General features: G+C 69.4%; 17 protein-coding genes and 1 pseudogene. 8 read left to right on the forward strand and 10 right to left on the reverse strand.

Annotation, left to right across the window (positions count from 1 at the left end; translation table 11 throughout):
- Nucleotide 1 precedes the first annotated feature (1 nt).
- The 3 genes from MKK54_RS09825 to MKK54_RS09830 are packed head-to-tail and all read right to left on the reverse strand — an operon-like array spanning nt 2 to nt 1,529.
- Complete coding sequence (locus MKK54_RS09825; protein WP_244010604.1) at nt 2-163, reverse strand: hypothetical protein; 162 nt, start codon at nt 161-163, stop codon at nt 2-4.
- On the reverse strand, nt 148-279 hold the full coding sequence (locus MKK54_RS24515; protein ID WP_279597275.1) for a hypothetical protein: 132 nt from the start codon (nt 277-279) through the stop codon (nt 148-150). The genes MKK54_RS09825 and MKK54_RS24515 overlap by 16 nt, the downstream gene beginning before the upstream one ends.
- Nucleotides 276-1,529: a urate hydroxylase PuuD gene (locus tag MKK54_RS09830; RefSeq protein ID WP_244010605.1), complete on the reverse strand. Its 1,254-nt coding sequence runs from the start codon at nt 1,527-1,529 to the stop codon at nt 276-278. The genes MKK54_RS24515 and MKK54_RS09830 overlap by 4 nt, the downstream gene beginning before the upstream one ends.
- Before the next feature lie 127 nt (nt 1,530-1,656).
- Between MKK54_RS09830 and MKK54_RS09835 the strand changes: the two genes are divergently transcribed.
- From MKK54_RS09835 to MKK54_RS09860, 6 genes are all read left to right on the forward strand, one after another.
- Nucleotides 1,657-1,935: a hypothetical protein gene (locus tag MKK54_RS09835; protein WP_244010606.1), complete on the forward strand. Its 279-nt coding sequence runs from the start codon at nt 1,657-1,659 to the stop codon at nt 1,933-1,935.
- Nucleotides 1,932-2,105: a hypothetical protein gene (locus MKK54_RS09840; protein ID WP_244010607.1), complete on the forward strand. Its 174-nt coding sequence runs from the start codon at nt 1,932-1,934 to the stop codon at nt 2,103-2,105. Before MKK54_RS09835 ends, MKK54_RS09840 begins: the two co-directional genes overlap by 4 nt.
- Nucleotides 2,093-3,043 (forward strand): LysR family transcriptional regulator, encoded by a 951-nt coding sequence (locus MKK54_RS09845; RefSeq protein WP_244010608.1) that lies wholly within the window; start codon nt 2,093-2,095, stop codon nt 3,041-3,043. Before MKK54_RS09840 ends, MKK54_RS09845 begins: the two co-directional genes overlap by 13 nt.
- A gap of 68 nt (nt 3,044-3,111) precedes the next feature.
- A complete protein-coding gene (gene gcl, locus MKK54_RS09850; RefSeq protein WP_244010609.1) occupies nt 3,112-4,917 on the forward strand; it encodes a glyoxylate carboligase in 1,806 nt (601 codons plus the stop codon).
- 56 nt (nt 4,918-4,973) lie between these two features.
- Nucleotides 4,974-5,753, forward strand: a complete 780-nt coding sequence (gene hyi, locus MKK54_RS09855) for a hydroxypyruvate isomerase (RefSeq protein ID WP_244010610.1) — start codon at nt 4,974-4,976, stop codon at nt 5,751-5,753.
- 39 nt (nt 5,754-5,792) lie between these two features.
- Nucleotides 5,793-6,683, forward strand: a complete 891-nt coding sequence (locus MKK54_RS09860; protein ID WP_244010611.1) for a 2-hydroxy-3-oxopropionate reductase — start codon at nt 5,793-5,795, stop codon at nt 6,681-6,683.
- A gap of 167 nt (nt 6,684-6,850) precedes the next feature.
- Here MKK54_RS09860 and MKK54_RS09865 read toward each other — a convergent pair whose 3' ends face one another.
- From MKK54_RS09865 to MKK54_RS09890, 6 genes are all read right to left on the reverse strand, one after another.
- A complete protein-coding gene (locus tag MKK54_RS09865; RefSeq protein ID WP_244010612.1) occupies nt 6,851-10,693 on the reverse strand; it encodes an autotransporter domain-containing protein in 3,843 nt (1,280 codons plus the stop codon).
- A gap of 444 nt (nt 10,694-11,137) precedes the next feature.
- Nucleotides 11,138-12,388, reverse strand: a complete 1,251-nt coding sequence (locus MKK54_RS09870) for an amidase (protein WP_244010613.1) — start codon at nt 12,386-12,388, stop codon at nt 11,138-11,140.
- A 44-nt stretch (nt 12,389-12,432) separates the two neighbouring features.
- Nucleotides 12,433-13,755: an amidase gene (locus tag MKK54_RS09875; RefSeq protein WP_244010614.1), complete on the reverse strand. Its 1,323-nt coding sequence runs from the start codon at nt 13,753-13,755 to the stop codon at nt 12,433-12,435.
- Nucleotides 13,756-13,962: 207 nt separating this feature from the next.
- On the reverse strand, nt 13,963-14,946 hold the full coding sequence (locus MKK54_RS09880) for an ABC transporter substrate-binding protein (RefSeq protein WP_244010615.1): 984 nt from the start codon (nt 14,944-14,946) through the stop codon (nt 13,963-13,965).
- 118 nt (nt 14,947-15,064) lie between these two features.
- Nucleotides 15,065-15,955 carry an ABC transporter permease gene (locus MKK54_RS09885; protein ID WP_244010616.1) on the reverse strand — a complete coding sequence of 297 codons (891 nt, stop codon included), beginning with the start codon at nt 15,953-15,955 and terminating at the stop codon, nt 15,065-15,067.
- A complete protein-coding gene (locus tag MKK54_RS09890) occupies nt 15,955-16,740 on the reverse strand; it encodes an ABC transporter ATP-binding protein (RefSeq protein WP_244010617.1) in 786 nt (261 codons plus the stop codon). The genes MKK54_RS09885 and MKK54_RS09890 overlap by 1 nt, the downstream gene beginning before the upstream one ends.
- 309 nt (nt 16,741-17,049) lie before the next feature.
- Between MKK54_RS09890 and MKK54_RS09895 the strand changes: the two genes are divergently transcribed.
- Nucleotides 17,050-18,042, forward strand: coding sequence for a DUF808 domain-containing protein (locus MKK54_RS09895; protein WP_244010618.1), 993 nt, complete (start codon nt 17,050-17,052; stop codon nt 18,040-18,042).
- A 223-nt stretch (nt 18,043-18,265) separates the two neighbouring features.
- Here the strand turns inward: MKK54_RS09895 and aroQ are convergent, their stop codons facing one another.
- Complete coding sequence (gene aroQ / locus MKK54_RS09900; RefSeq protein WP_244010619.1) at nt 18,266-18,709, reverse strand: type II 3-dehydroquinate dehydratase; 444 nt, start codon at nt 18,707-18,709, stop codon at nt 18,266-18,268.
- A gap of 132 nt (nt 18,710-18,841) precedes the next feature.
- Here aroQ and MKK54_RS09905 point away from each other — a divergent pair.
- Nucleotides 18,842-19,680: pseudogene (locus MKK54_RS09905) on the forward strand (3-keto-5-aminohexanoate cleavage protein).
- Nucleotides 19,681-19,908 lie beyond the last annotated feature (228 nt).

Consider the following 19,908-nt stretch of genomic DNA (forward strand, 5'->3'; position numbering starts at 1 on the left):
CTCATCGAGGTCTCGTCTCAGACCGGTTGCTGCCTTCGGGATGGCGGGCAACGAGCGCCCGCGTGTCCAGCGTCGTGAGACGGCCCTCGCGCACGACCACGCGTCCGTCGATGATGCTCCAGGCCACCCGTTGCGGCGCGCGGAAGATCAGCGCGGCAGGCACCGGCGGTCTCCAGGCTTCGCCTGTCGAAGGCGACCACGTCGGATGTGGAAGCCGTCGTTCGAGGCCGAGCCGTCGACGCCGAGCCCGACGCGCACGCCCTCGCGCAGGGACGTCACGGTTTCGCGTCCTTCAGCCAGGCCGCCAGCACGGCGCGCTCCGCGGGCGTCATCTCGGTGACGTTGTTGGGCGGCATGTTGTGCGTCAGCACCGCCTGTCGGCGGATGGCCTCGGCCTGCCGTCCGATGGCCGCTGCGCTGTCCAGCCGGACGCCCTTCGGCGCGACGCCGATCCCGCCCCAGGCCGGTTCGGCGGCGTGGCACATGGCACAGCGCCCCATGACGAGATCGACCACGTGCTCCGGCGGCGCCGCGGCGATCACGGGATCGGCGGAGGCCAAGGTGACCACCGGCGTCGCCTCCGCCCGAGGCGGCAGGCCCAGCACCGCGCGGCCGCCGGCGCTTCCGACGAGCGCCACCGCGAAGGCGGCGCCGAGGCCCGCCGAGGCCACGGCCCAGGCCCACCAGGGCGAGCGGTCGTGGTCGGCGTGGCGCACGTTGTAGAAGAACCGGATCATGGCGCCCGAGGCGGTGATCAGCGCGACGATCAGCGGGATCGTGGCGCTCGATCCGAACAGCATCGGTGAGTGGTTCGAGATCATCAGCAGCACGACCGGCAGCGTCAGATAGTTGTTCTGCGCCGAGCGCTGCTTGGCCTGCTTGCCGAGGCTCGGGTCCGGCCGCTCGCCCTTCATCAGCGAAGCCACGACCTTGCGCTGATTCGGGATGATGATGAGGAAGACGTTGCCGGCCATCCAGGTCGCCATCAGCGCGCCGGTGTGGATCAGGGCGCCCCGGCCGCTGAACACCCGCGAGAAGCCGAAGGCCGCGACCGTGACGACGAGCAGCCCGACGGCGGCGAGCCCCGCCTCGCTCCGCCCGACCGGCGAGCGGCAGAGGCCGTCATAGACCAGCCAGCCGAGAGCGAGCGCGCCGATGCCGAGCGCCGTCGCGGCGAGCGCGGACAAATCCATCACGGCCGGATCGACGAGGTAGAGCTTCGATTGCGCGTAGTAGATCCAGGCGAGCAGGACGAAGCCCGAAGCCCAAGTCGTGTAGGCCTGCCACTTGTGCCAGGTGAGGTCCGGGGAGAGATGGCCCGGCGCGACGAAATACTTGCGCATCTCGTAGAATCCGCCGCCATGCACCTGCCAGGCCGCGGCACCCTCGCCGGCCGGGATGTCGGGCGTGCGTTTCAGCGACGCGTCGAGGTGCATGAAGAAGAACGACGAGCCGATCCAGGCCATCGCCGCCACGATGTGAAGCCAGCGCAGCAGCAGGCTTCCCCACTCCCAGACAAAGCTTTCCACGGCCTGAACCCTCCGAATGCCCGAGAGCGATCCTAGCGAAGCGGGCCGTCCTGTATGCCCGCCAAATGCCCTGTCCGGTTTCGAATTTTTCATAAGGTCGAGGTCGGCAGGAAGGATGCCACGGCGGTTGGAGGAGCGGGATGTTGTCGCTGCGGTCTCGATCGGCCTGTCGCTGATCCCGATGGCCGCGCCGACCTTCTTTTCCGCGACCATGCCCGACTGGACCGGCCCGATCCCGCACGGCGGCATCACGCTGGGCTCCATCCGCGCGATCGTCCTGCACCCGCTGCTGAACTCCGACCGCCTCGGCCAGACGGCGGGCGAGCCGGCTCCGGTCCCGGCGGCCGCGCTCCGGCACGCGGGAATCCACTCCATCCGGCCGCGCGGCCTGAGGAGGCGGACATGACCGAGCCGTCGAACCCGAGCCCGTCGCGGCGCGGCTTCCGGCGCGGGAGCGCCGCCGGAGGAGCCGACCGCGCTCGAAGCCCCGACATCCATACCGATGGCGAGCGACGTCGCGGCCCGCGACCAGCCCCCGAGGACTTCATCATGGATCATCTGACATGGATCATCTGACCGGGATGCGGGTCTTCGTACGGGTGGCGGAACTCGGCAGCTTCTCCAGGGCCGCCGAGGATCTGGAGATCGCCCAGTCGACCGTGACGAAGACCATCGCCTGGCTCGAGACCCGCCTCGGCACACGGCTCATCAACCGCAACACGCGGGGCATCGGCCTCAACGAGGCGGGCCGCCTCTACTACGAGACCTGCCGCTCCATCCTGCGCCAGATCGAGGAGGCGGAGGGGCTGGTGCGGGGCCACGACGCCGAGCTCGACGGGACCCTGCGGATCTCGACCTCGGTCGCCTTCGGCGAGGCGGTGATCGGGCCGATGCTGCTGCCCTTCATCCAGGCGAACCCACGTCTGAAGGTCGACCTCACCTGCGAGGATTCCTATGTCGACCTGATCGCCCGCGGCATCGACGTGGCGCTTCGCATGGGCCGGCTGGCCGATTCCTCCCTCGGCGGGCGCTACCTCGGCGCCAATCCCTGGGTGATGGTGGCCGCGCCCGGCTATCTCGCGCGCCACGGGCGTCCGGACGCGCCGGACCAGCTCTCGGAGCACGACTGCGTGGTCTATTCCAGCGTGCAGGGCGACGCCGTCTGGCAGATGCGGGGAGCCGACGGACGCACCCATGCGGTGAGCGTGCGCGGCTGCCTGCGCTCGAACAACCTGCCGACCCTGCTCTCGGCCGTGCGCTCCGGCCTCGGCATCGCGATCCTGCCCCGCTACGTCGCCGAGGCTCCGCTGCGCTCCGGCGAACTCACGGAATGCCTGCCCGGCTTTTCCCTGCCCGACCAGGAACTCTACGCGGTCTTTCCCTCTCCGAAGCTCGTGCCGCGCAAGGTCACGGCCCTGATCCGCCACCTCGTCCCGCGCCTGCGCGACGCGTGGTGGCGCGACGGCGACGGAACCGTCGACTTATTCCCGGAGAGAATAAATCAAATCGACTGAGCCATCTTCGAATACATCGATGCGGATGATAACAATAAAACATCGAAGATAATCTTCTGGAGGAAGATGTGACCAAGATGCGCGCGATCGATGCCGCGGTCCTCGTCCTGGAACGCGAGGGCGTGACCTGTGCCTTCGGGGTTCCGGGCGCGGCCATCAACCCACTCTACGCGGCGCTGCGGGCGCGCGGTTCGATTCGTCACATCCTCGCCCGCCATGTCGAGGGCGCCTCGCACATGGCCGAGGGGTACACGCGGGCGAGCCCCGGCAATATCGGCCTGTGCATCGGCACTTCCGGTCCGGCCGGCACCGACATGATCACCGGGCTCTACGCGGCCTCCGCCGATTCCATCCCGATCTTGTGCATCACAGGGCAGGCCCCCCGGGCCAGGCTGCACAAGGAGGATTTCCAGGCCGTCGACATCGAGGCGATCGCCAAGCCCGTCACGAAATGGGCGGTCACGGTCCGCGAGCCGGCCCTGGTGCCGCAGGTCTTCCAGCATGCTTTCCATGTCATGCGCTCCGGCCGGCCGGGGCCCGTGCTGATCGACCTGCCGATCGACGTGCAGGTCGCCGAGATCGAGTTCGACGCCGAGACCTACGAGCCGCTGACGCCCTACAAGCCCGCCTGCTCGCGGCGCCAAGCGGAGCGCGCGATCCACATGCTCCAGGCGGCCGAGCGCCCGCTGATCGTGGCGGGCGGCGGCATCGTCAACGCCGATGCCTGCGACCTGCTCGTGGAATTCGCCGAGCTGACCGGCGTGCCCGTCATCCCGACCCTGATGGGCTGGGGCGCGATCCCCGACGACCACCCGCTGATGGCGGGCATGGTCGGGCTGCAGACGAGCCATCGCTACGGCAACCGGACCTTCCTCGAATCCGATTTCGTGCTCGGCATCGGCAATCGCTGGGCGAACCGCCACACCGGCTCGGTCGAGGTCTACACGAAGGGGCGCACCTTCGTTCACGTCGACATCGAGCCGACGCAGATCGGACGGGTCTTCGGCCCCGATCTCGGCATCGTCTCGGACGCCGCCGCCGCGCTCCGAGCGTTCATCGCCGTCGCCCGTGACCTGAAGGCGCGCGAAGCCCTGCGTGATCGCGCCCCCTGGGCGGCGTCCTGCGCCCACCGCAAGCGCGCGATGCTGCGCAAGTCCCATTTCGATCAGGTGCCCCTGAAGCCCCAGCGCGTCTACCAGGAGATGAACGAGGCCCTCGGGCGGGACGTCTGCTACGTCACCACCATCGGCCTGTCGCAGATCGCCGGCGCGCAGTTCCTGCACGTCTACAAGCCGCGCCACTGGATCAATTGCGGCCAGGCCGGCCCCCTCGGCTGGACGCTGCCGGCGGCTCTGGGCGTGCGCGCGGCCGATCCCCACCGCAAGATCGTCGCCCTGTCGGGCGACTACGACTTCCAGTTCCTGATCGAGGAGCTGGCGGTCGGAGCGCAGCACAAACTGCCCTACCTGCACGTCGTCGTGAACAACGCGTATCTCGGGCTGATCCGGCAGTCGCAGCGCGGCTTTGCCATGGATTTCGAGGTGAGCCTCGCCTTCGACAACATCAACGCGCGGCCCGATGGCGACGCGGTGCCGGGCTACGGCGTCGATCACGTCGCGGTGGCCGAGGGGCTCGGCTGCAAGGCGATCCGGGTGAAGAGCCCGAACGAATTCAAGGAGGCCTTCGCCCGCGCCGAGGCGCTGATGGCCGAGCATCAGGTCCCGGTCGTCCTGGAATTCATCCTGGAGCGCGTCACCAACATCGCCATGGGGACCGAGGTCGACGGGATCAACGAGTTCGAGGAGATCCTCTGCCTCGACCCCGACCTCTCGCTGCGCACGAGCCAGGCGCTGCCCGCGCCCGCCGTCGCCTGACGCGCTCGCCAAGATTCCGCGCGCTTCAAGATTCCGCGCTCCCGAAGAGATCCGCCATGCCGAGATTTGCCGCCAACCTGACCATGCTCTTCCAGGAGCACGATTTCCTCGACCGCTTCGGGGAGGCGGCGCAGGCCGGCTTCCGGGGCGTCGAGTTCCTGTTTCCCTACGCGTTCCGGACGGAGGCGATCGCCGAGCGCCTCGTGCGGCACGGCCTCAGCCTCGTGCTGCACAACCTGCCGGCCGGCGACTGGGAGGCGGGCGAGCGCGGCATCGCGGTGCTGCCGGAGCGGGGGGCCGAGTTCCGTGACGGCGTCGCCCGCGCCATCGACTATGCCGGCGCCCTCGGCTGCGATCAGGTCAACTGTCTCGCGGGGATCGCGCCGCCCGGCGCCGAGCGGGCACGGCTGCACGCGACGTTCCGCGAAAACCTCGCCTTCGCCGCCACGGAACTGGCGAAGGCCGGGATCCGCCTCCTGATCGAACCGGTCAACACCCGCGACATCCCCGGCTTCTTCCTGACGAACACCGCCCAGGCCCTGGCGCTGATCGAGGAGGTCAATTCCGAAAACCTCTTCCTGCAATACGACGCCTACCACATGCAGGTCATGGAGGGGGATCTCGCCCGCACCATCGCGGCGAACCTCGCCCGCATCGCCCACATCCAGCTCGCCGACAATCCCGGCCGGCACGAGCCCGGCACCGGCGAGATCAACTACCCCTTCCTGTTCGGGCACCTCGACGCGATCGGGTACGGCGGCTGGATCGGCTGCGAGTACCGCCCCGCCTCCGCCACCCGGGACGATCTCTCCTGGTTCGCGCCCTACCGCGCCTGAGCCGACCGCTCGCCCATCGCACCACGAGGAACCACCACCATGGCAGACATCGGATTCATCGGGCTGGGCATCATAGGCCGGCCCATGGCGGAGAACCTGATCAAGGCCGGGCACAGGCTCTTCCTCAAGAGCCGGCGCGCGGTGCCCACGGACCTGATCGCGGCCGGCGGCACGGAATGCGCCTCGGCCCGCGCCGTCGCCGAGCGGGCGGAGATCGTAATCACGATGCTGCCGGACACGCCGCAGGTCGCCGAGGTTCTGTTCGGCGCCGACGGCGTCGCCGAGGGCATCACGGCTGGCAAGATCGTGATCGACATGAGTTCGATCGACCCGATCGCCACCAGGGACTTCGCCCGGCGCATCGAGGCGCGCGGCGGCGACTACCTCGACGCGCCGGTCTCCGGCGGCGAAGTCGGCGCCAGGGCCGCCAGCCTCACCATCATGGTCGGCGGCCCGGACGGCGCCTTCGAGACGGCCAGGCCCCTCTTCGAGGCCATGGGCCGGAACATCACCCGGGTCGGCGGCAACGGCGACGGCCAGACCACCAAGGTCGCCAACCAGATCATCGTCGCGCTCACCATCGAGGCGGTGGCCGAGGCGCTGGTCTTCGCCTCCAAGGCGGGCGCCGACCCCGCCCGGGTGCGCGAGGCCCTGATGGGGGGGTTCGCCGCCTCGCGCATCCTGGAGGTGCACGGCGAGCGCATGGTGAAGCGCATGTTCGATCCCGGCTTCCGGATCGACCTGCACCGCAAGGACCTCGACCTGGCGCTCCAGGGCGCCCGGACGCTCGGCGGCGCGCTGCCCAACACCGCCACGGCCCAGCAGCTGTTCAGCACCTGCGCGGCGCAGGGCGGAGGCCAATGGGATCATTCGGCGATGGTGCGCGCCCTCGAACTCATGGCCGCGCACGAGATCGCCGCGCCGCGCTGACCGGCGAGGCCGACCGTTGGGTCGAGGCTCGGCCGCACGTCTCGACCAAGGGGGAGGGCAGCGATGCCGGCAGGAACGCTGTTCGCGGTCACGGCGTCGGCATGCAAAAGCCCCCGGAGAAGCCTGACGCGTCTCCGGGGGCCTTCGTTCGTGCGGTCGTCGTTTCTTCAGAAGGCGTAGCGCACGCCGCCGCGCACGGCCTGGATGGTATCGCTCGAGGCGAGTTCGGCGTCATAGTTGACGAAGCCGGTCCAGCCCGACGTGAACACGGTGGCGATTCCCACCCCGACCAGGGCCCGGTCGCGGTCGAGGCGGCGGCCGTTCACCAGGAACGGCACCGTCGGCGCGAGGGCGAAGGAGGACTGGATCGTGCGCGCCACGTCGGCGAAGTCGTGGACGTAGGCGGCCTTCACGCCGACGCTGACGACGCGCTCACCGAAGGTGAAGCTCGCCTCGCCCCGGGCACCGACCAGCGTGCGGGCCGACAGGAAGTCCTGCGCCGCCACGTTCAGGTTGAACGGGCCGTTGCCCCGCTCCACGACGCGGTCCTGGTCGAAGGTCGCGACCTGGAACCCGACGAACGGCACCAGGGCCTGTCCCGGCGCGAGGGCGATGCGGCTGCCGGCCTCGCCGGCGGCGAGGAACTGGTCGCCGCTGAGCGTGCCGCGCGCGCCGTTCGGCTGCAGGACCGAGGCCCCGAGCGAGCGGTCCATCCGGCCCTCGGCATGGGAGTAGCCGAGCGCCAGGGTGCCGTAGAGGGTGCCGCTGGTGATGCCGCCGTAGACGCCGACCTGCGCGTTGTCCGTGTGAGCGCGCTCGCCGGTACGGGACAGGCCGACATCCACCGAGCCGTAACCGGCCGCGATGCCGAGCACGGTTCCGGGCTGGGTGTGGGCGTCGATGCCGCCCGCGAAGCCCGCGATGGTCTCGGTGCGGCCGGCCGCGTTCGCGGTGCCGTCCACGGAGCCGAACTGGCCGTATCCGGTGGCCCAGACGCCGTAGCCTCGGTTCGTCGGGACGAAGCGCGGCTCGGGCGCCGGCCCGCGCTTCGGCAGGTCGGCGGCGTAGACGGCGGGCGGCAGGGTGAAGCCGTCCTGGCCCTGCTCGAAGATGGCCGTGTAGCCGCGCTGGACCAGCTGGTCCGCGAAGGCCCGGCCCACACGCAGCTGCGGGTCGGCGACGGAGGCGTAGCCCTGGCCGGCCACCCGGTCGAGCAGCGCCGCGTTGGCGCCGTCGCTCTGGTAGTCGAGCACCGTGAGCGCGCTGGTGTTGCCGGCGAGCGCCGTGTCGAGGCCCCGGGCCGCGTTGGCCTGGTTCGACGTCCGCGCCACCAGGCCGAAGCTCTGCTGGGCCAGGGTGACGTAGGCGTTGTTGGCGTCGTTCGAGGCCACGGCGCGGATCAGCGTCGGAAGCGCGTTGCTCGTGGTCACGGCGCTGAAGCCGCCGCTAACGCCGCCCTGGGCGGTCACGAGGGTGTAGCGCGTGCCCGGGCGATACACGCCGGCGGCCTGCACGAGGTTGGCCGTGCCCGCCAGCGTCGCGGTGCCGTCGACGCTGAGGCGGGCGGCCTCGCCGGTCGCCGCGACGGCGGTGGTCAGCGCGGCGCCGGACGTCTGGACGAAGTTGCCGCCGACGCCGAGCGTGCCGTAGGGGGCGGCGGCGTTGCCGGGCGCGAGCGTTCCGGAATTGGTCAGGGTTCCGTTGACGCGGCCGGTGCCGAGGAGCGTTGCGCCCGATGCGACCTGCGTGTCGGCGTTCAGGATCGAGTTCACCGTGAGAGACCCGCTGGCGACCGTGGCGCCCCCCGAGAAGCTCTGGGTGGTGCCGGCGGCCAGAGTGTAGGCGTCGCCTTGCGCCGACAGGGTGGTGAAGCCCGAGACGTTGCTGGCGAGGGTGCCGGTGCCGGTCAGCACGAGGGCGTTGCGGCCCCGGCCCTGCGCGACGATGCTGCCCCCCACGACCGAGCCGGTGCCGAGCGTGACGGTGTTCCGGCTCGCCGCGACGTCGTTGAAGGTGATGCCGCCCGTGATGGTGCCGGTGTTGGTCAGCGTCTGGTTGCCCATGCCGTAGAGGATGCTGCCGTTGATGCGGCCGGCATTGGTCGTGGTGCTGTTGCGCCGCGCGGTGCTGGTGGCGACCTGCGGGTCGGAATCGATGAAGCGGACGTCGCCGTTGATCGTGCCCGTGGCCGCGTTGGTGAGAAGCGCGGTGCCGTTGCCGTAGACCACGATGGCCTGCCCGCCCGCCGGACCCGTGATCGTGCCCGCATTGGCGATGGTGAAGCTCTGCGCGCGGCCCTGGATCGCGCGCGTTCCCGTGCCGGTGGCCGAGATCGTGCCGCCGGCCTGGTTGGTCACGGTCAGCGCGGCGACGTCGTCGTCGGAATCGATGGCCGCCACGGCGGCGGTGCCGGTGCTGGTCGCCGAGCGGGTGGCCGAGATCGTGCCGGAATTGGTGATGAACATCGAGGCGATGTTCTCACCGGCATAGATGCCGCGTGAGACGCCGATCCCGTTCTCCGTCACCGCGATCGTGCCCCGGTTCACCACCGTGACGTTGGTGAAGTCGGCGCCGGTCGAGTTGGCGAGCACGCCGTAGACGCGGTTCGCCGCGGTGTTGGTGCGGCCCGCCGCGCCGGTGCCGGTGATGGTCCCGAGGTTCAGCACCGTGGTGTTGGAGCCCGACAGGTTCACGGTCTTGTTGGTGAGGGTGTTGGCCACGGTGAGCTGGGCGCCCGAGCCCGTCACCTGCACGAGGCCGCCGATGGTCTGGGTCGAGCCCGCGCCCAGGGTGAGCGTGCCGCCGGCAACCGTGAGGTTGCCCGAGATCGTCTGCGACGAGCCGCTGCCCGTGGTCCAGGCGCCGCCGGACTGGGTCAGACTCGTGAAGCCGGTCACGGCGCCCGTCAGGGTGCCGGTGCCCGAGAGGGTGAGGGTGTTGGTGCCGAGGCCGCGCGCGGTGATGTTCCCGCCGATGCTGGAGCCGGTGCCGAGATTCACCGCGTTCACGGTCCCGGCCACGTCGAGGAAGCTGATGTTCCCGCTGATCCGGCCCGTATTGGTCACGGTGCCGTTGCCGCCGCCGAAGGCGACGTTGCCGTTGATCGTCCCCGCGTTGGTGAGCGTGCCCGCGCGGCGCAGGTTCACCAGGGTGGCGTCGGTCTGGAGGTCCTGGTCGAGCAGCCGGACGTCGCCGGTGATCAGGCCCGTGGCGGTGTTGGTGAGGGTGGTGCTGTAGGCACGCGGCGTGGTGGCGTCGCCCGCGTTGCCGGAATTGAGCGCGTAGGTCGCGATCGCTGCCTCACCGGCGGTGGTGTTCTCGATCGTGCCGCTGTTGTTGATCACGAAATCGGCCGCGCGCCCGTTGACCGCGCGGGTGTTGATCCCGCTCGCCGTGATGCGCGCGCCCGCGGCGTTGTTCACCACGAGGCGGTCGGTGTCGTCGTCGGAATCGATGCCCGCGACGATCGCCGTGGTGGCGGTCGCCGTGGCGGCACGGGTCGCGCTGATGACGCCCGTGTTGTTGATGGTGAAGAGCGTGGTGTTCTCACCGGAATAGATGCCGCGCGCGATGCCGTTGCCGTTCTGGATCACGCTCAGCGTGCCGGAATTGTTCACCGTCGTGCTGGCGTATTGCGCGGTGCTGGGCGCGCTCGAATAGGCACCGTAGACGCGGGTGGCCGTGTTCCCGACGGGCGCCGCGAGGATGATCGTGCCGGTGTTGTTCAGGGTCGAGAGATCGCCCGCGAGGTTGACGCCGAAATTGTCGCGCAACTGGCCGGCGGGGGTGGAGATCGTACCGGCGTTGTTGACGATGCTGGAGCCGTTGACCCGAATGTTGGTGAAGCTCGGATTGGCGCCGGTGCTCGTCTGAACCGAGCTCACGGTGGCATCGGACGCCACGTTGACGGTCAGGCCCGTTGCGGTCGCGGGAGCGATGAAGGCGGCGGATGCACCGGAACAGGTCACGGTCTGTCCGCTGACGGGCGTACCCGGTTGGCAATCGGCCATCGCTTCCGAGACGAGGACAGACCATGCCGGAACTGTCACAAGCAACGAACGACGCAGCGTCAAGCCTAAGCCTGCCATCGAAATACTCCCCCCGGACTTTAACCAAGAATCGCCGATCATCCTGTCGGCTAGACTCTTAGAAGTCGCGATCCCCGGAGAGAGTCAAACGTAATCCTAAGCAACCCAATCAATCCCATCGCGCGATGCATAATTAGCACTATTTCGATGGAAAATTCCGATCTCAACATCCTTATTATGTCTTTTTACCTGATCAATTCATGTGAATCAGGAAATCGAAATCGGGATATTTTGGCATATCACGACGGCGTGATCAGACCGGTCCGGCTCGAAGGCGAGCGTCACCCGGCCGGCCCCGCTCCGCGAAGCAGGACCGCGATTCCGCGTCGGAACGGGCCTCGCACCAGACCGCGGTGAGACCGAGTATCAGTCCCGATGCGCGAGGGTTTCGACGAAGCGCGCCGCGCGCAAGGCCCGGGCATCGTCGCCGAGGCGGGCGATGACCTGCACGCCGAGCGGCAAGCCGGTTCCGGTCGACCCCGCCGGCACGGTCACGCAGGGAACGCCCATCAGGGTCCAGAGCCGGTTGAAGCGGGAATCGCCGGTGCTGGCATAGCCTTCCGGTGCCGGCCCCGGCGCCGAGAGTGTCAGGATCACGTCGAGATCGTGCTCGGCGAAGAGGTCGGGCAGGTGCTCCCGCGCGCGGCGCGCCACCTTCAGGGAGGCCTCGTAGGCCTGGGCCGTCACCGCCTGCGCCGCGTCGAGATGCGGCCTGAGCAGGGGGCCGAGATCCGCGCGATGCGTGGCGTATTCCCAGTCGAGCGACTGGGCCGCCTCGAAATCCTGGATCGTCCCGTGCAGCCCGAAGGCTTCGGCGAGGATGGCCGGGAGGGCGACGTCGCGCAGGCGGGCTCCGGCGGCCTCGGCGGCGGCGGCGACGCGCGCGAGCGCGTCCAGCGCCTCGGGTTCGGCCGGCGCGCAGAAATCCTGAAGGACGAGACCGATGCGCGGCCTGCCCGGATCGGTCGCGGGCAGATCGAGGCCGGGACGTCCCGTCATCAGCGCGAGGGCATGGGCGGCATCCGCGACGCCCGCGGTGAACAGGCCGAGCGTGTCGAGCGTCCAGGAGAAGCACTTCATGCCCACCGTGGGCAGCAGCCCGAAGGACGGCTTCATCCCCACCACACCGCAATACGCGGCGGGCCTGATGACGGAGCCGCCGGTCTGCGTTCCCAGGGCCAGGGGAAGCATCCCCGCCGCCACCGCGGCCGCCGAGCCGGCGGAGGAACCACCCGGCGTATGGCCGGGCCGGCGCGGGTTGCGCGTCTCCGTCGGGTCGAGGAAGGCGAAGGCCGTCGTAGTGGTCTTGGCCAGGGGGACGGCGCCGAGCCGCTTCAGGCGGGACACGACCGCCGCATCGGCGCGCGGGCGCCAGCCCGCGTAGATCGGGGAGCCCATCTGCGTCGGCAGGTCGGCGGTGTCGAGGATGTCCTTCACGCCGACCGCGATGCCCGCGAGGGGACCGCGCTCCGGCACGATCGGGTCCGTTTGGCGGCCGACCAGGGCACCGATCTCCGGCTCGCGCTCGGCGATCGCCGTCTCGCACAGGGCGATCGCGGCACGCGGCGTGAGCGATCCGGCATCGATGCGGCCGCGCAGCGACAGGAGGGAGAGCATGGGACGGCTTTCCATTGATCGGACCATTGATCGAGACGCGCAGGTTACACGGCGGGGAACGTGACCGGTCGGGCCAGGACCGTCTCGCACCAGAGCGTCGTGCGCAGCAATGCGAGATCGTTGCGATAGGAACCGACGAGCTGCAGGCCGAGCGGTAGCCCATCGCTTTTCCCTGCCGGGAGCGCGATGGCCGGGACGCCGAGACAGGTCCAGGGCACGCAGAAGGCGGGATCGCCGGTCGAGGTCAGTCCGTCCGGCGCGGGGCCGGCGGCGGGCAGGGTCAGGACCGCGTCGCAACCCGCGAGCACCGCACCGAAATCCGCCCGCAGAGCGGCTTGCCGGCGCAGGGCCTCCACGTAGGCCACGGCGGACATCGCCGCTCCCTCCGCCACCAGATCCTTGAGCGGCTGGCTCGTCCGGTCGGGGAAGCGGTCCACCAGCGGTCCGAAGTGGGCGCTCGCCTCGACGGCGAGGATCGTGCGCGCATCGTCCGGAAGCGCGTCGTAGGGGGTCGGCAGCGAGAGGTCGGAGACATGGGCTCCGGCCCTCCTGAAGCTCTCAGCCGCCGCTTCGAGAAGCGCACGCGCCTCGGGCTCGGCCCTGTCCCAGACCGATGTCCGGACCAGCGCCAGCCGGGGTGCGGGCCGGGCTTCCAGGGCCTCGTCGAGACCGATCGGAAAGCCCGGGAGCGGGCGGCCGTGCCGGTCCGCGTCGTCCTGGCCGATCAGCCGCGACAGGGCGAAGGCGGCATCCGTCACCGAGCGCGTGAACAGCCCGAGATGATCGAGGGAGGCCGCGAGCGGGTGCACGCCGACCCGTGGAATGGCGCCGTAGCTCGGCTTGAGGCCGACGACGCCGCAATAGGCGGCCGGCCGGATCACCGATCCGAAGGTCTGGGTGCCCAGGGCCAGGGGAACGATCCCGGCCGCGACGGCGGCGGCCGAGCCGCTGGACGAGCCGCCCGGCGTATGCCCGCGCTTCCAGGGGTTGTGCGTGGGCCCCGGATGGCGCCAGGCGAATTCGGTGGAGACCGTCTTGCCGAGCACCGAGGCGCCGAGCCCTCTCAGGCGCGCGACGATCCAGGCATCCGCGGCGGGCACGTGGTCGGCATAGACGGGCGAGCCGTTCGTGGTCGGCATGTCGGCGGTGGCGATGATGTCCTTCACGCCCACGGGAATGCCGGCCCAGGGACCGTCGCCCGGGCCGAGATCCGCTGCGAGGTGGGTGAAGGCGGCGAGATCCGACCGCGCGGACGCAGCCTCACGGCAGGCCGCGAGGTAGTCGCGCGGCGTCGCTTGCCCGTCGCGAAAGGCCCGCAGGGCGTCGACGAGGCCGAGCTGGTTGAGCATCAGGTGGTCACCTGGCATCCACGTGGTCCCCTGGTTTCCGCCAAGGAAAGCCGCGCCGACGCGGCGCGGCTCCCGGTGATCGATCGTCTCATACCAGGTCTCGGTGAGTCCGACCCATCGGTCCGTCTCACCGAGGTTCGGCGGATGCCCGCCGCCGCGCCGTCAGACTTCGCGGGACAACCGCGCGGGCAGACCTCGATGCGTGACGCTCGTCGCGGTCTGGTCTCAGTTCGCCGCGAGGCTCTTCTCGATGAAGTCGCGGCGCACGAAGGTGGCGTAGTCGGGCAACGCGGAGAGATTGCCCAGCGCCACCTGCGTCTCCATCCCGGTCTTCAGGGCCTCCGCCGTGATGTCGACGCTGTCCGGGTAGACCTTCTCCCGCATCATGCGCCTGACGGCGGCCTCCACCACGGCGGGGTCGAGGTTCGGGAACTGCTTCTTGGCGATGGCGACGGTCTTGTCGGGTTCCGCGTGCATGAAGCGGATCGCCTTCTGCAACCCGGAGACCACCTTCTGGGTGACGGCCGGATCGACGTCCTTGCGCGCGCTCACGGCCGAGAACGCATAGGGGCCATAGCGCTCGGGGAAGCTCAGCACGACCTTCATGCCCTTGGCCACCACCTGATCGAGGCCGGGCTCGTACATCACGGCGATCTTGGCCTGGCCGGCCAGGAGGGGCCCCGGCTCGGAGCCGAGCTGCACCTGGGTCATCTCCACGTCCTCGGGCTTGAGGCCGTTCTCCTTGAGGAGCTTCAGGAACAGGGACGTGCTCGTCGTCGGCATCAGGCCGGTGACGATCTTCTGGCCTTTCAGGTCCTTCACGTCGTTGAAGGTCACATCGGGGGCGGTGGCGATCCAGACCGCGGCCCCGTTGACCACGTTCGCCACGACGTTGACGGGCGCGCCCTTCGAGGCGGCGATCGCGGTCCATTCGGGGCCGTGGATCGAGTATTGCGCGCTCTTCGAGATCACGGCCGAGAGCGCGACCGCGGGGGCGCCCGCCGTCTCCTTCGTCACCTCGACGCCCTCGCCCGCGAAGAAGCCCGCATCCATGGCGACATAGAAGGGCAGATAGAGCATCGACTGGAAGGCCTGCGAGATCGTGACCTTGTCCGCCGCGCGGGCCGGCAGGGCTGCGAGGCCCAGGCTGGCAAGGCTTAGGCCGGCGGCGAGGGATGTCGAGAGACGGAAGCGTTTGGAACGGATCATCCGTGGGGCCCTTCTTCGAGACATGTCGGTGGTTCGGTGAAGCTCGGCGCGGCACGCGCCCGCCGCCCCGGTCACGCCCTGGACGGGCGGCCGGGTGAGCGCGGAGAGACGGGGACGTTCAGACCTGGACCTGTCCCGCCGTCGTGATCTGGCGCCAGGGCAGGATGCGGCGCTCGGCGAAATCGATGACGTGGTAGAGAAGAAAGCCCACGAACATCAGGACGAACAGGCCGACCCAGACCGTGTTGAGGTCGTAGAGGCTGGAGGCCGAGTAGATCAGGTGCCCGAGGCCGCGCTGGGAGGAGATGAACTCGCCGACCACCGCGCCCACGAGGGCGAAGCCGATGTTGATGCGGAACATCCCGATGATGGCCGGCAGGGTCGACGGCACGATCACGCTCTTGAAGATGCGGTTCTTCGAGGCGCCCATGGAGGCCAGCAGCGCCTGCAGGTCCGGGTCGGCGTCGCGGGCGGCCTGATAGGCGGCGATGAGGGCGACCAGGGCGGTGAGCGACACCGCCAGCGCCACCTTCGAGACGAAACCGGTGCCGAACCACAGGATGACGATCGGCGCCAGCGCGATCTTCGGCACCGAGTTGATCGCCACGATGAAGGGCTCGACGAGACGCGCCACGAAGGCAGAGTACCAGAGGCCGAGCCCCGCGAGCGAGCCGAGAAGCGTCCCGATCAGGAAGCCGATGATGGCCTCGATCAGCGTGTACCAGGTGTCGACCGGCAGCGACCCGTCCAGCAGCGAGGCGAGGAAGACGCGCCAGATGCCCGACGGAGCGCCGACCAGGAATTCCGTGAGCCAGCCGGCCCGAACCGCGACCTCCCAGGCGAGGAAGAACACGGCGACCGCCAGCAGCTGGATGATGCCGCGCCCGAGCGTCGTGTCGGCCGCCCGCATGAGGGAAGCCGGCCTTGCGCGGGGCCGCGTGACGGCCGCGCGGGCCGGCCGCGCCGAGGCCTTCAGGGTTCGGGACGTCTTCAGGGCTTGCGTCGTCATCAGGCGGCCCTCTGACGGGTCTGGATCTCGAGTTCACCGCACAGGGTGTGGAAGTAGTCGGAGAAGCGCGGATCGCTGCGCGCGCCGATCGGCGAACGGGCATCAAGGCCGATCTCGTGGACCGACTTCACCGTCGTGGGGCGGTTGCCGAGAACGACCACGCGCTTGGACAAGGCGACGGCCTCGTCGATGTCGTGCGTCACGAGGACCACGGTCTTGTGGAAGGTCTCCACCGCGTCGAGGAGAATGCCCTCCAGGTAGAGCCGGGTCTGGTAGTCCAGGGCGGAGAAGGGCTCGTCCAGGAGCAGGATGTCGGGATCCATGATCAGGGTCCGGATCAGGGCCGCGCGTTGCCGCATGCCGCCCGACAACGTCTTGGGATAGGCGTTCTCGAAGCCCGACAGGCCGAAGGTCGCGAGGTACTCGCGAGCCGTGTCGAGGGCCTGGGCGCGATCGACGCCCTTCATCTCCAGGCCGAGCATCACGTTCTGCAGAACCGTGCGCCAGGGAAAGAGCAGGTCCTTCTGCATCATGTAGCCGACACGGCCCTGAAGCCCCGGCACCACCTCGCCGCGGAAGGTCATGGTCCCGCCATCGGGCTCGAGAAGCCCGGCGATGACGTTGAACACCGTCGTCTTGCCGCAGCCGCTCGGGCCGATGATGCTGACGAAGTCGCGCTCGTAGATATCGAAGCTGAGCCCATCGAGCACCGGCACGGGGCCGCCCTTGCCGGGAAAGGACTTGCGGATGCCGTCCAGGCTGAGCTGGACCTCGGGAATCGTCATGAACCCTCCGTGTCTATGGCGGGCTTCCAGCAATCCTCGGGCCAACTGAAATTATGAATGCAGAATCGAGGACGATGGGCGAAGGCGCACGGGTCGCGCCTCCCGGTCCGCGATGAATCGGAGCGGGCCCGGCCGGTTCTTCGGCGGGATCGCCACATCGTCTCCCCATGCCGACCGTCGCGCCGTCCGCACATCGACGGGGAAGCGGGATCAAATCTCCGTTTCGTTCGTCTCCCGTGCAGGCCAAGCCGAGGGGCGGGCGATGAGGCGGGCGATCGATGGTCGCATCGCCGGCCGACAGGAGGTTTCGTGAGCATCGGACTGATCGCGCTTCTCGACGACATCGCAGGCCTCGCCAAGGTGGCGGCGGCCTCCCTCGACGACGTCGCGGCGCAGGCCGGCCGGGCAGGGGTCAAGGCCGCCGGCGTGGTGATCGACGATGCCGCCGTGACCCCACGCTACGTCGTGGGCTTCGCCGCCGAGCGTGAGCTTCCCATCGTCGGCCGCATCGCCCTCGGCTCGCTGCGCAACAAGCTCCTGTTCCTGCTTCCCGCCGCCCTGGCGCTCGGCGCCTTCGCTCCCTGGGCCATCACACCGCTGCTCATGCTCGGCGGGGCCTACCTCTCCTACGAGGGCACCGAGAAGGTCTACGAGGCGCTGTTCCCGCATCAAGCCCATGCGCACGAGGCGAGGCTGGAGGTCGGGCCGGAAGACGCGCGGGCCCTCGAGGACCGGAAGGTATCGAGCGCGATCAAGACCGACTTCATCCTGTCGGCCGAGATCATGGCCATCACCCTCGCGGCCCTGCCCGAGGGTTCGATCTGGATCAAGACGGCCGTGCTCGCCGTGGTCGCGATCGGGATCACCGTCGCGGTCTATGGGGGTGTCGCCCTGATCGTGAAGGCGGACGATGCCGGCGTGGCGATGGCGGCCAACACGTCACGCTCTGCGTTCGGCGGCCTGGTTCGCGCCATCGGACGCGGCCTGGTGAAGGGCATGCCGGGCTTCCTGACGATGCTCGCGATCGTCGGCACCGCCGCGATGATCTGGGTCGGGGGCGGCATCCTGGTGCATGGCCTTGAGGGCTATGGCCTGCCGGCGATCGGCCACGCCATTCATGCCGTGGCGGCGGCCGTCGGAGGGGTGAGCGGCCCCTTCGCGGGCGCCGTCGAATGGCTGGTCACCGCCGCCGGCTCCGGCCTCGTCGGCCTCGCAATCGGCGCCGTCCTCATTCCGGTGACGAGTCTCGTCCTCGCACCGGCCTGGAAAAGCATCGCGGGTCCGGGGGTGAAGGCCGCCTGATCCGAGACCCGGCCGCGATGAGCCCGGTCCAACGGCCGTCTCATCCCGAATCCGCTTGCCCCCTTCGGGATGGCGGATTGGGGCTTCGCTCAGAGGCCGCGCGGGCTGAGCGATCCTGTCTCCGCTTCGATCAAGCCGAAGACGGTCTCACCGAGGTTCGGCGGACTTCGCGGGGAAACCGCCCGCATGGACCTCGATGCATCGCGTGCATCGTGGTCCGGTCCTACCGCGCGCCGCGCAGGTGGGCGATGTGCCGGACCGCGAGTTCGTAGCCCTGCGTCCCGAACCCCGCCATCACGGCGGTGGCCGCCAGAGAGACGTAGGAATGATGCCGAAACGCCTCGCGCCGGTGGACGTTCGAGATGTGACACTCGATGATCGGGACCTCGCAGGCGTTCAGCGCGTCGAGGATCGCGATCGAGGTGTGGGTATAGGCGCCGGGGTTGATCACGATCCCGGCCGAACCGACCCGGTAAGCGTGGATCCAGTCGATGAGTTGGTGCTCGGCGTTGCTCTGATGGAAATCGATGGCCAGGCCGAACGTCGCCGCCAGGGTCCGGCATCGCGCCTCCACATCCGCCAGCGTCTCGTGCCCGTAGATATGAGGCTCGCGCTGACCGAGCAGATTGAGGTTCGGACCATTGAGGATCAGGATGGTGTCGCGCATGGCGTCCATCCATAGGCGTAGCGCGTGCCATCGAAAAGGTCTCGCTTCCGCGCGGGCAGCGGTGCCTTTCCGGCCTGGAAGGGGAGGGGTCCTGCCGCGAGACACGCCAGAGCAAGAGGCAGAAGGGAGAGTTTGCGTGGAAGCGAGCCCGTCGTCATCGCGGTCGCGATCACCGGCTCCGTACCGCGCAAATCCGACACCCCGGCGCTGCCCGCGACGGTGGCCGAACAGATCGCGTCGACGACCGAGGCGTACGAGGCCGGCGCCACCCTGGCGCATATCCACGTGCGCAACGACGACGAGACCCCGTCCTCGGACCCCGACCGGTTCGCGGCGGTGCAGGAAGGCCTGCGCCGAAGCTGTCCGGGCATGATCGTCCAGTTCTCGACGGGAGGGCGGGGTCGCGATCCGGCGAGCCGAGGCCTGTCACTCCGGCCCCCCCGGACATGACCTCGCTCTCCACGGGATCGGTCAACTGCCCAACGATCGTCTACGAAAACCACGCCACGCTGGTGACCGACCTCGCCTGCCAGATGAAACAGTTCGGCGTGCGCCCCGAGATCGAGATCTTCGACCTGTCGCATCTGCACGGTGCCGCGCGTCTGGTGGAGGCCGGCTTGATCGACGGACGCCCGCATGTGCAGTTCGTCATGGGCGTGAAGAATGCCCTGCCGGCCGACCCGCACCTCCTCGACCTGCTCCTCGGCGAGATGCGCCGCATCCTGCCGCGGGCGACCTGGACGGCGGGGGGGAACGGGCGGCATTAGGCCGAAGTGATGGACTGGGCCCTGGCGCGCGGCGCCCGCGCGGTTCGAACGGGCCTGGAGGACAACATCCGGATCACCAAGGACCGTCTGGCCGCATCCAACGCCGAACTGGTCACGCTCGCGGCGGCGGCGGTGAGACGGCACGGGCGCCGGGTGGCGACGCCGGCGCAGGCCCGGGGGATGCTGGGCCTGACGGGCTCGTGAGGCTTGAACGCCCACGACCCGCCTCGCGGTGGCGAGGCGGGTCGTGTGGTTGATGTATTTGGTTGCGGGGACAGGATTTGAAGCTGTGACCTTCAGGTTATGAGCCTGACGAGCTACCGGGCTGCTCCACCCCCCGCCACCGTTTGATCGTTTGAGGGTGGGTGGTGTTTGTCTTGTCCTGTGCAGGTCTGTCGGCGACCGACTCTCCCGTGTCTTGAGACACAGTAC

The organism is Methylobacterium sp. J-068, assembly GCF_022829445.1.
Taxonomy (GTDB): domain Bacteria; phylum Pseudomonadota; class Alphaproteobacteria; order Rhizobiales; family Beijerinckiaceae; genus Methylobacterium.

Excerpts from the sequence above, each read along its gene's own strand:
- aroQ (WP_244010619.1), bottom strand. The coding sequence starts at position 18,709 with ATGCGCGACACCATCCTGATCCTCAATGGTCCGAACCTCAATCTGCTC.
- MKK54_RS09880 (WP_244010615.1), bottom strand. The coding sequence starts at position 14,946 with ATGATCCGTTCCAAACGCTTCCGTCTCTCGACATCCCTCGCCGCCGGC.
- MKK54_RS09865 (WP_244010612.1), bottom strand. The coding sequence starts at position 10,693 with ATGGCCGATTGCCAACCGGGTACGCCCGTCAGCGGACAGACCGTGACC.
- MKK54_RS09845 (WP_244010608.1), top strand. The coding sequence starts at position 2,093 with ATGGATCATCTGACCGGGATGCGGGTCTTCGTACGGGTGGCGGAACTC.
- MKK54_RS09860 (WP_244010611.1), top strand. The coding sequence starts at position 5,793 with ATGGCAGACATCGGATTCATCGGGCTGGGCATCATAGGCCGGCCCATG.
- MKK54_RS09875 (WP_244010614.1), bottom strand. The coding sequence starts at position 13,755 with ATGCCAGGTGACCACCTGATGCTCAACCAGCTCGGCCTCGTCGACGCC.
- MKK54_RS09890 (WP_244010617.1), bottom strand. The coding sequence starts at position 16,740 with ATGACGATTCCCGAGGTCCAGCTCAGCCTGGACGGCATCCGCAAGTCC.
- MKK54_RS09870 (WP_244010613.1), bottom strand. The coding sequence starts at position 12,388 with ATGCTCTCCCTCCTGTCGCTGCGCGGCCGCATCGATGCCGGATCGCTC.
- MKK54_RS09885 (WP_244010616.1), bottom strand. The coding sequence starts at position 15,955 with ATGACGACGCAAGCCCTGAAGACGTCCCGAACCCTGAAGGCCTCGGCG.
- MKK54_RS09840 (WP_244010607.1), top strand. The coding sequence starts at position 1,932 with ATGACCGAGCCGTCGAACCCGAGCCCGTCGCGGCGCGGCTTCCGGCGC.
- hyi (WP_244010610.1), top strand. The coding sequence starts at position 4,974 with ATGCCGAGATTTGCCGCCAACCTGACCATGCTCTTCCAGGAGCACGAT.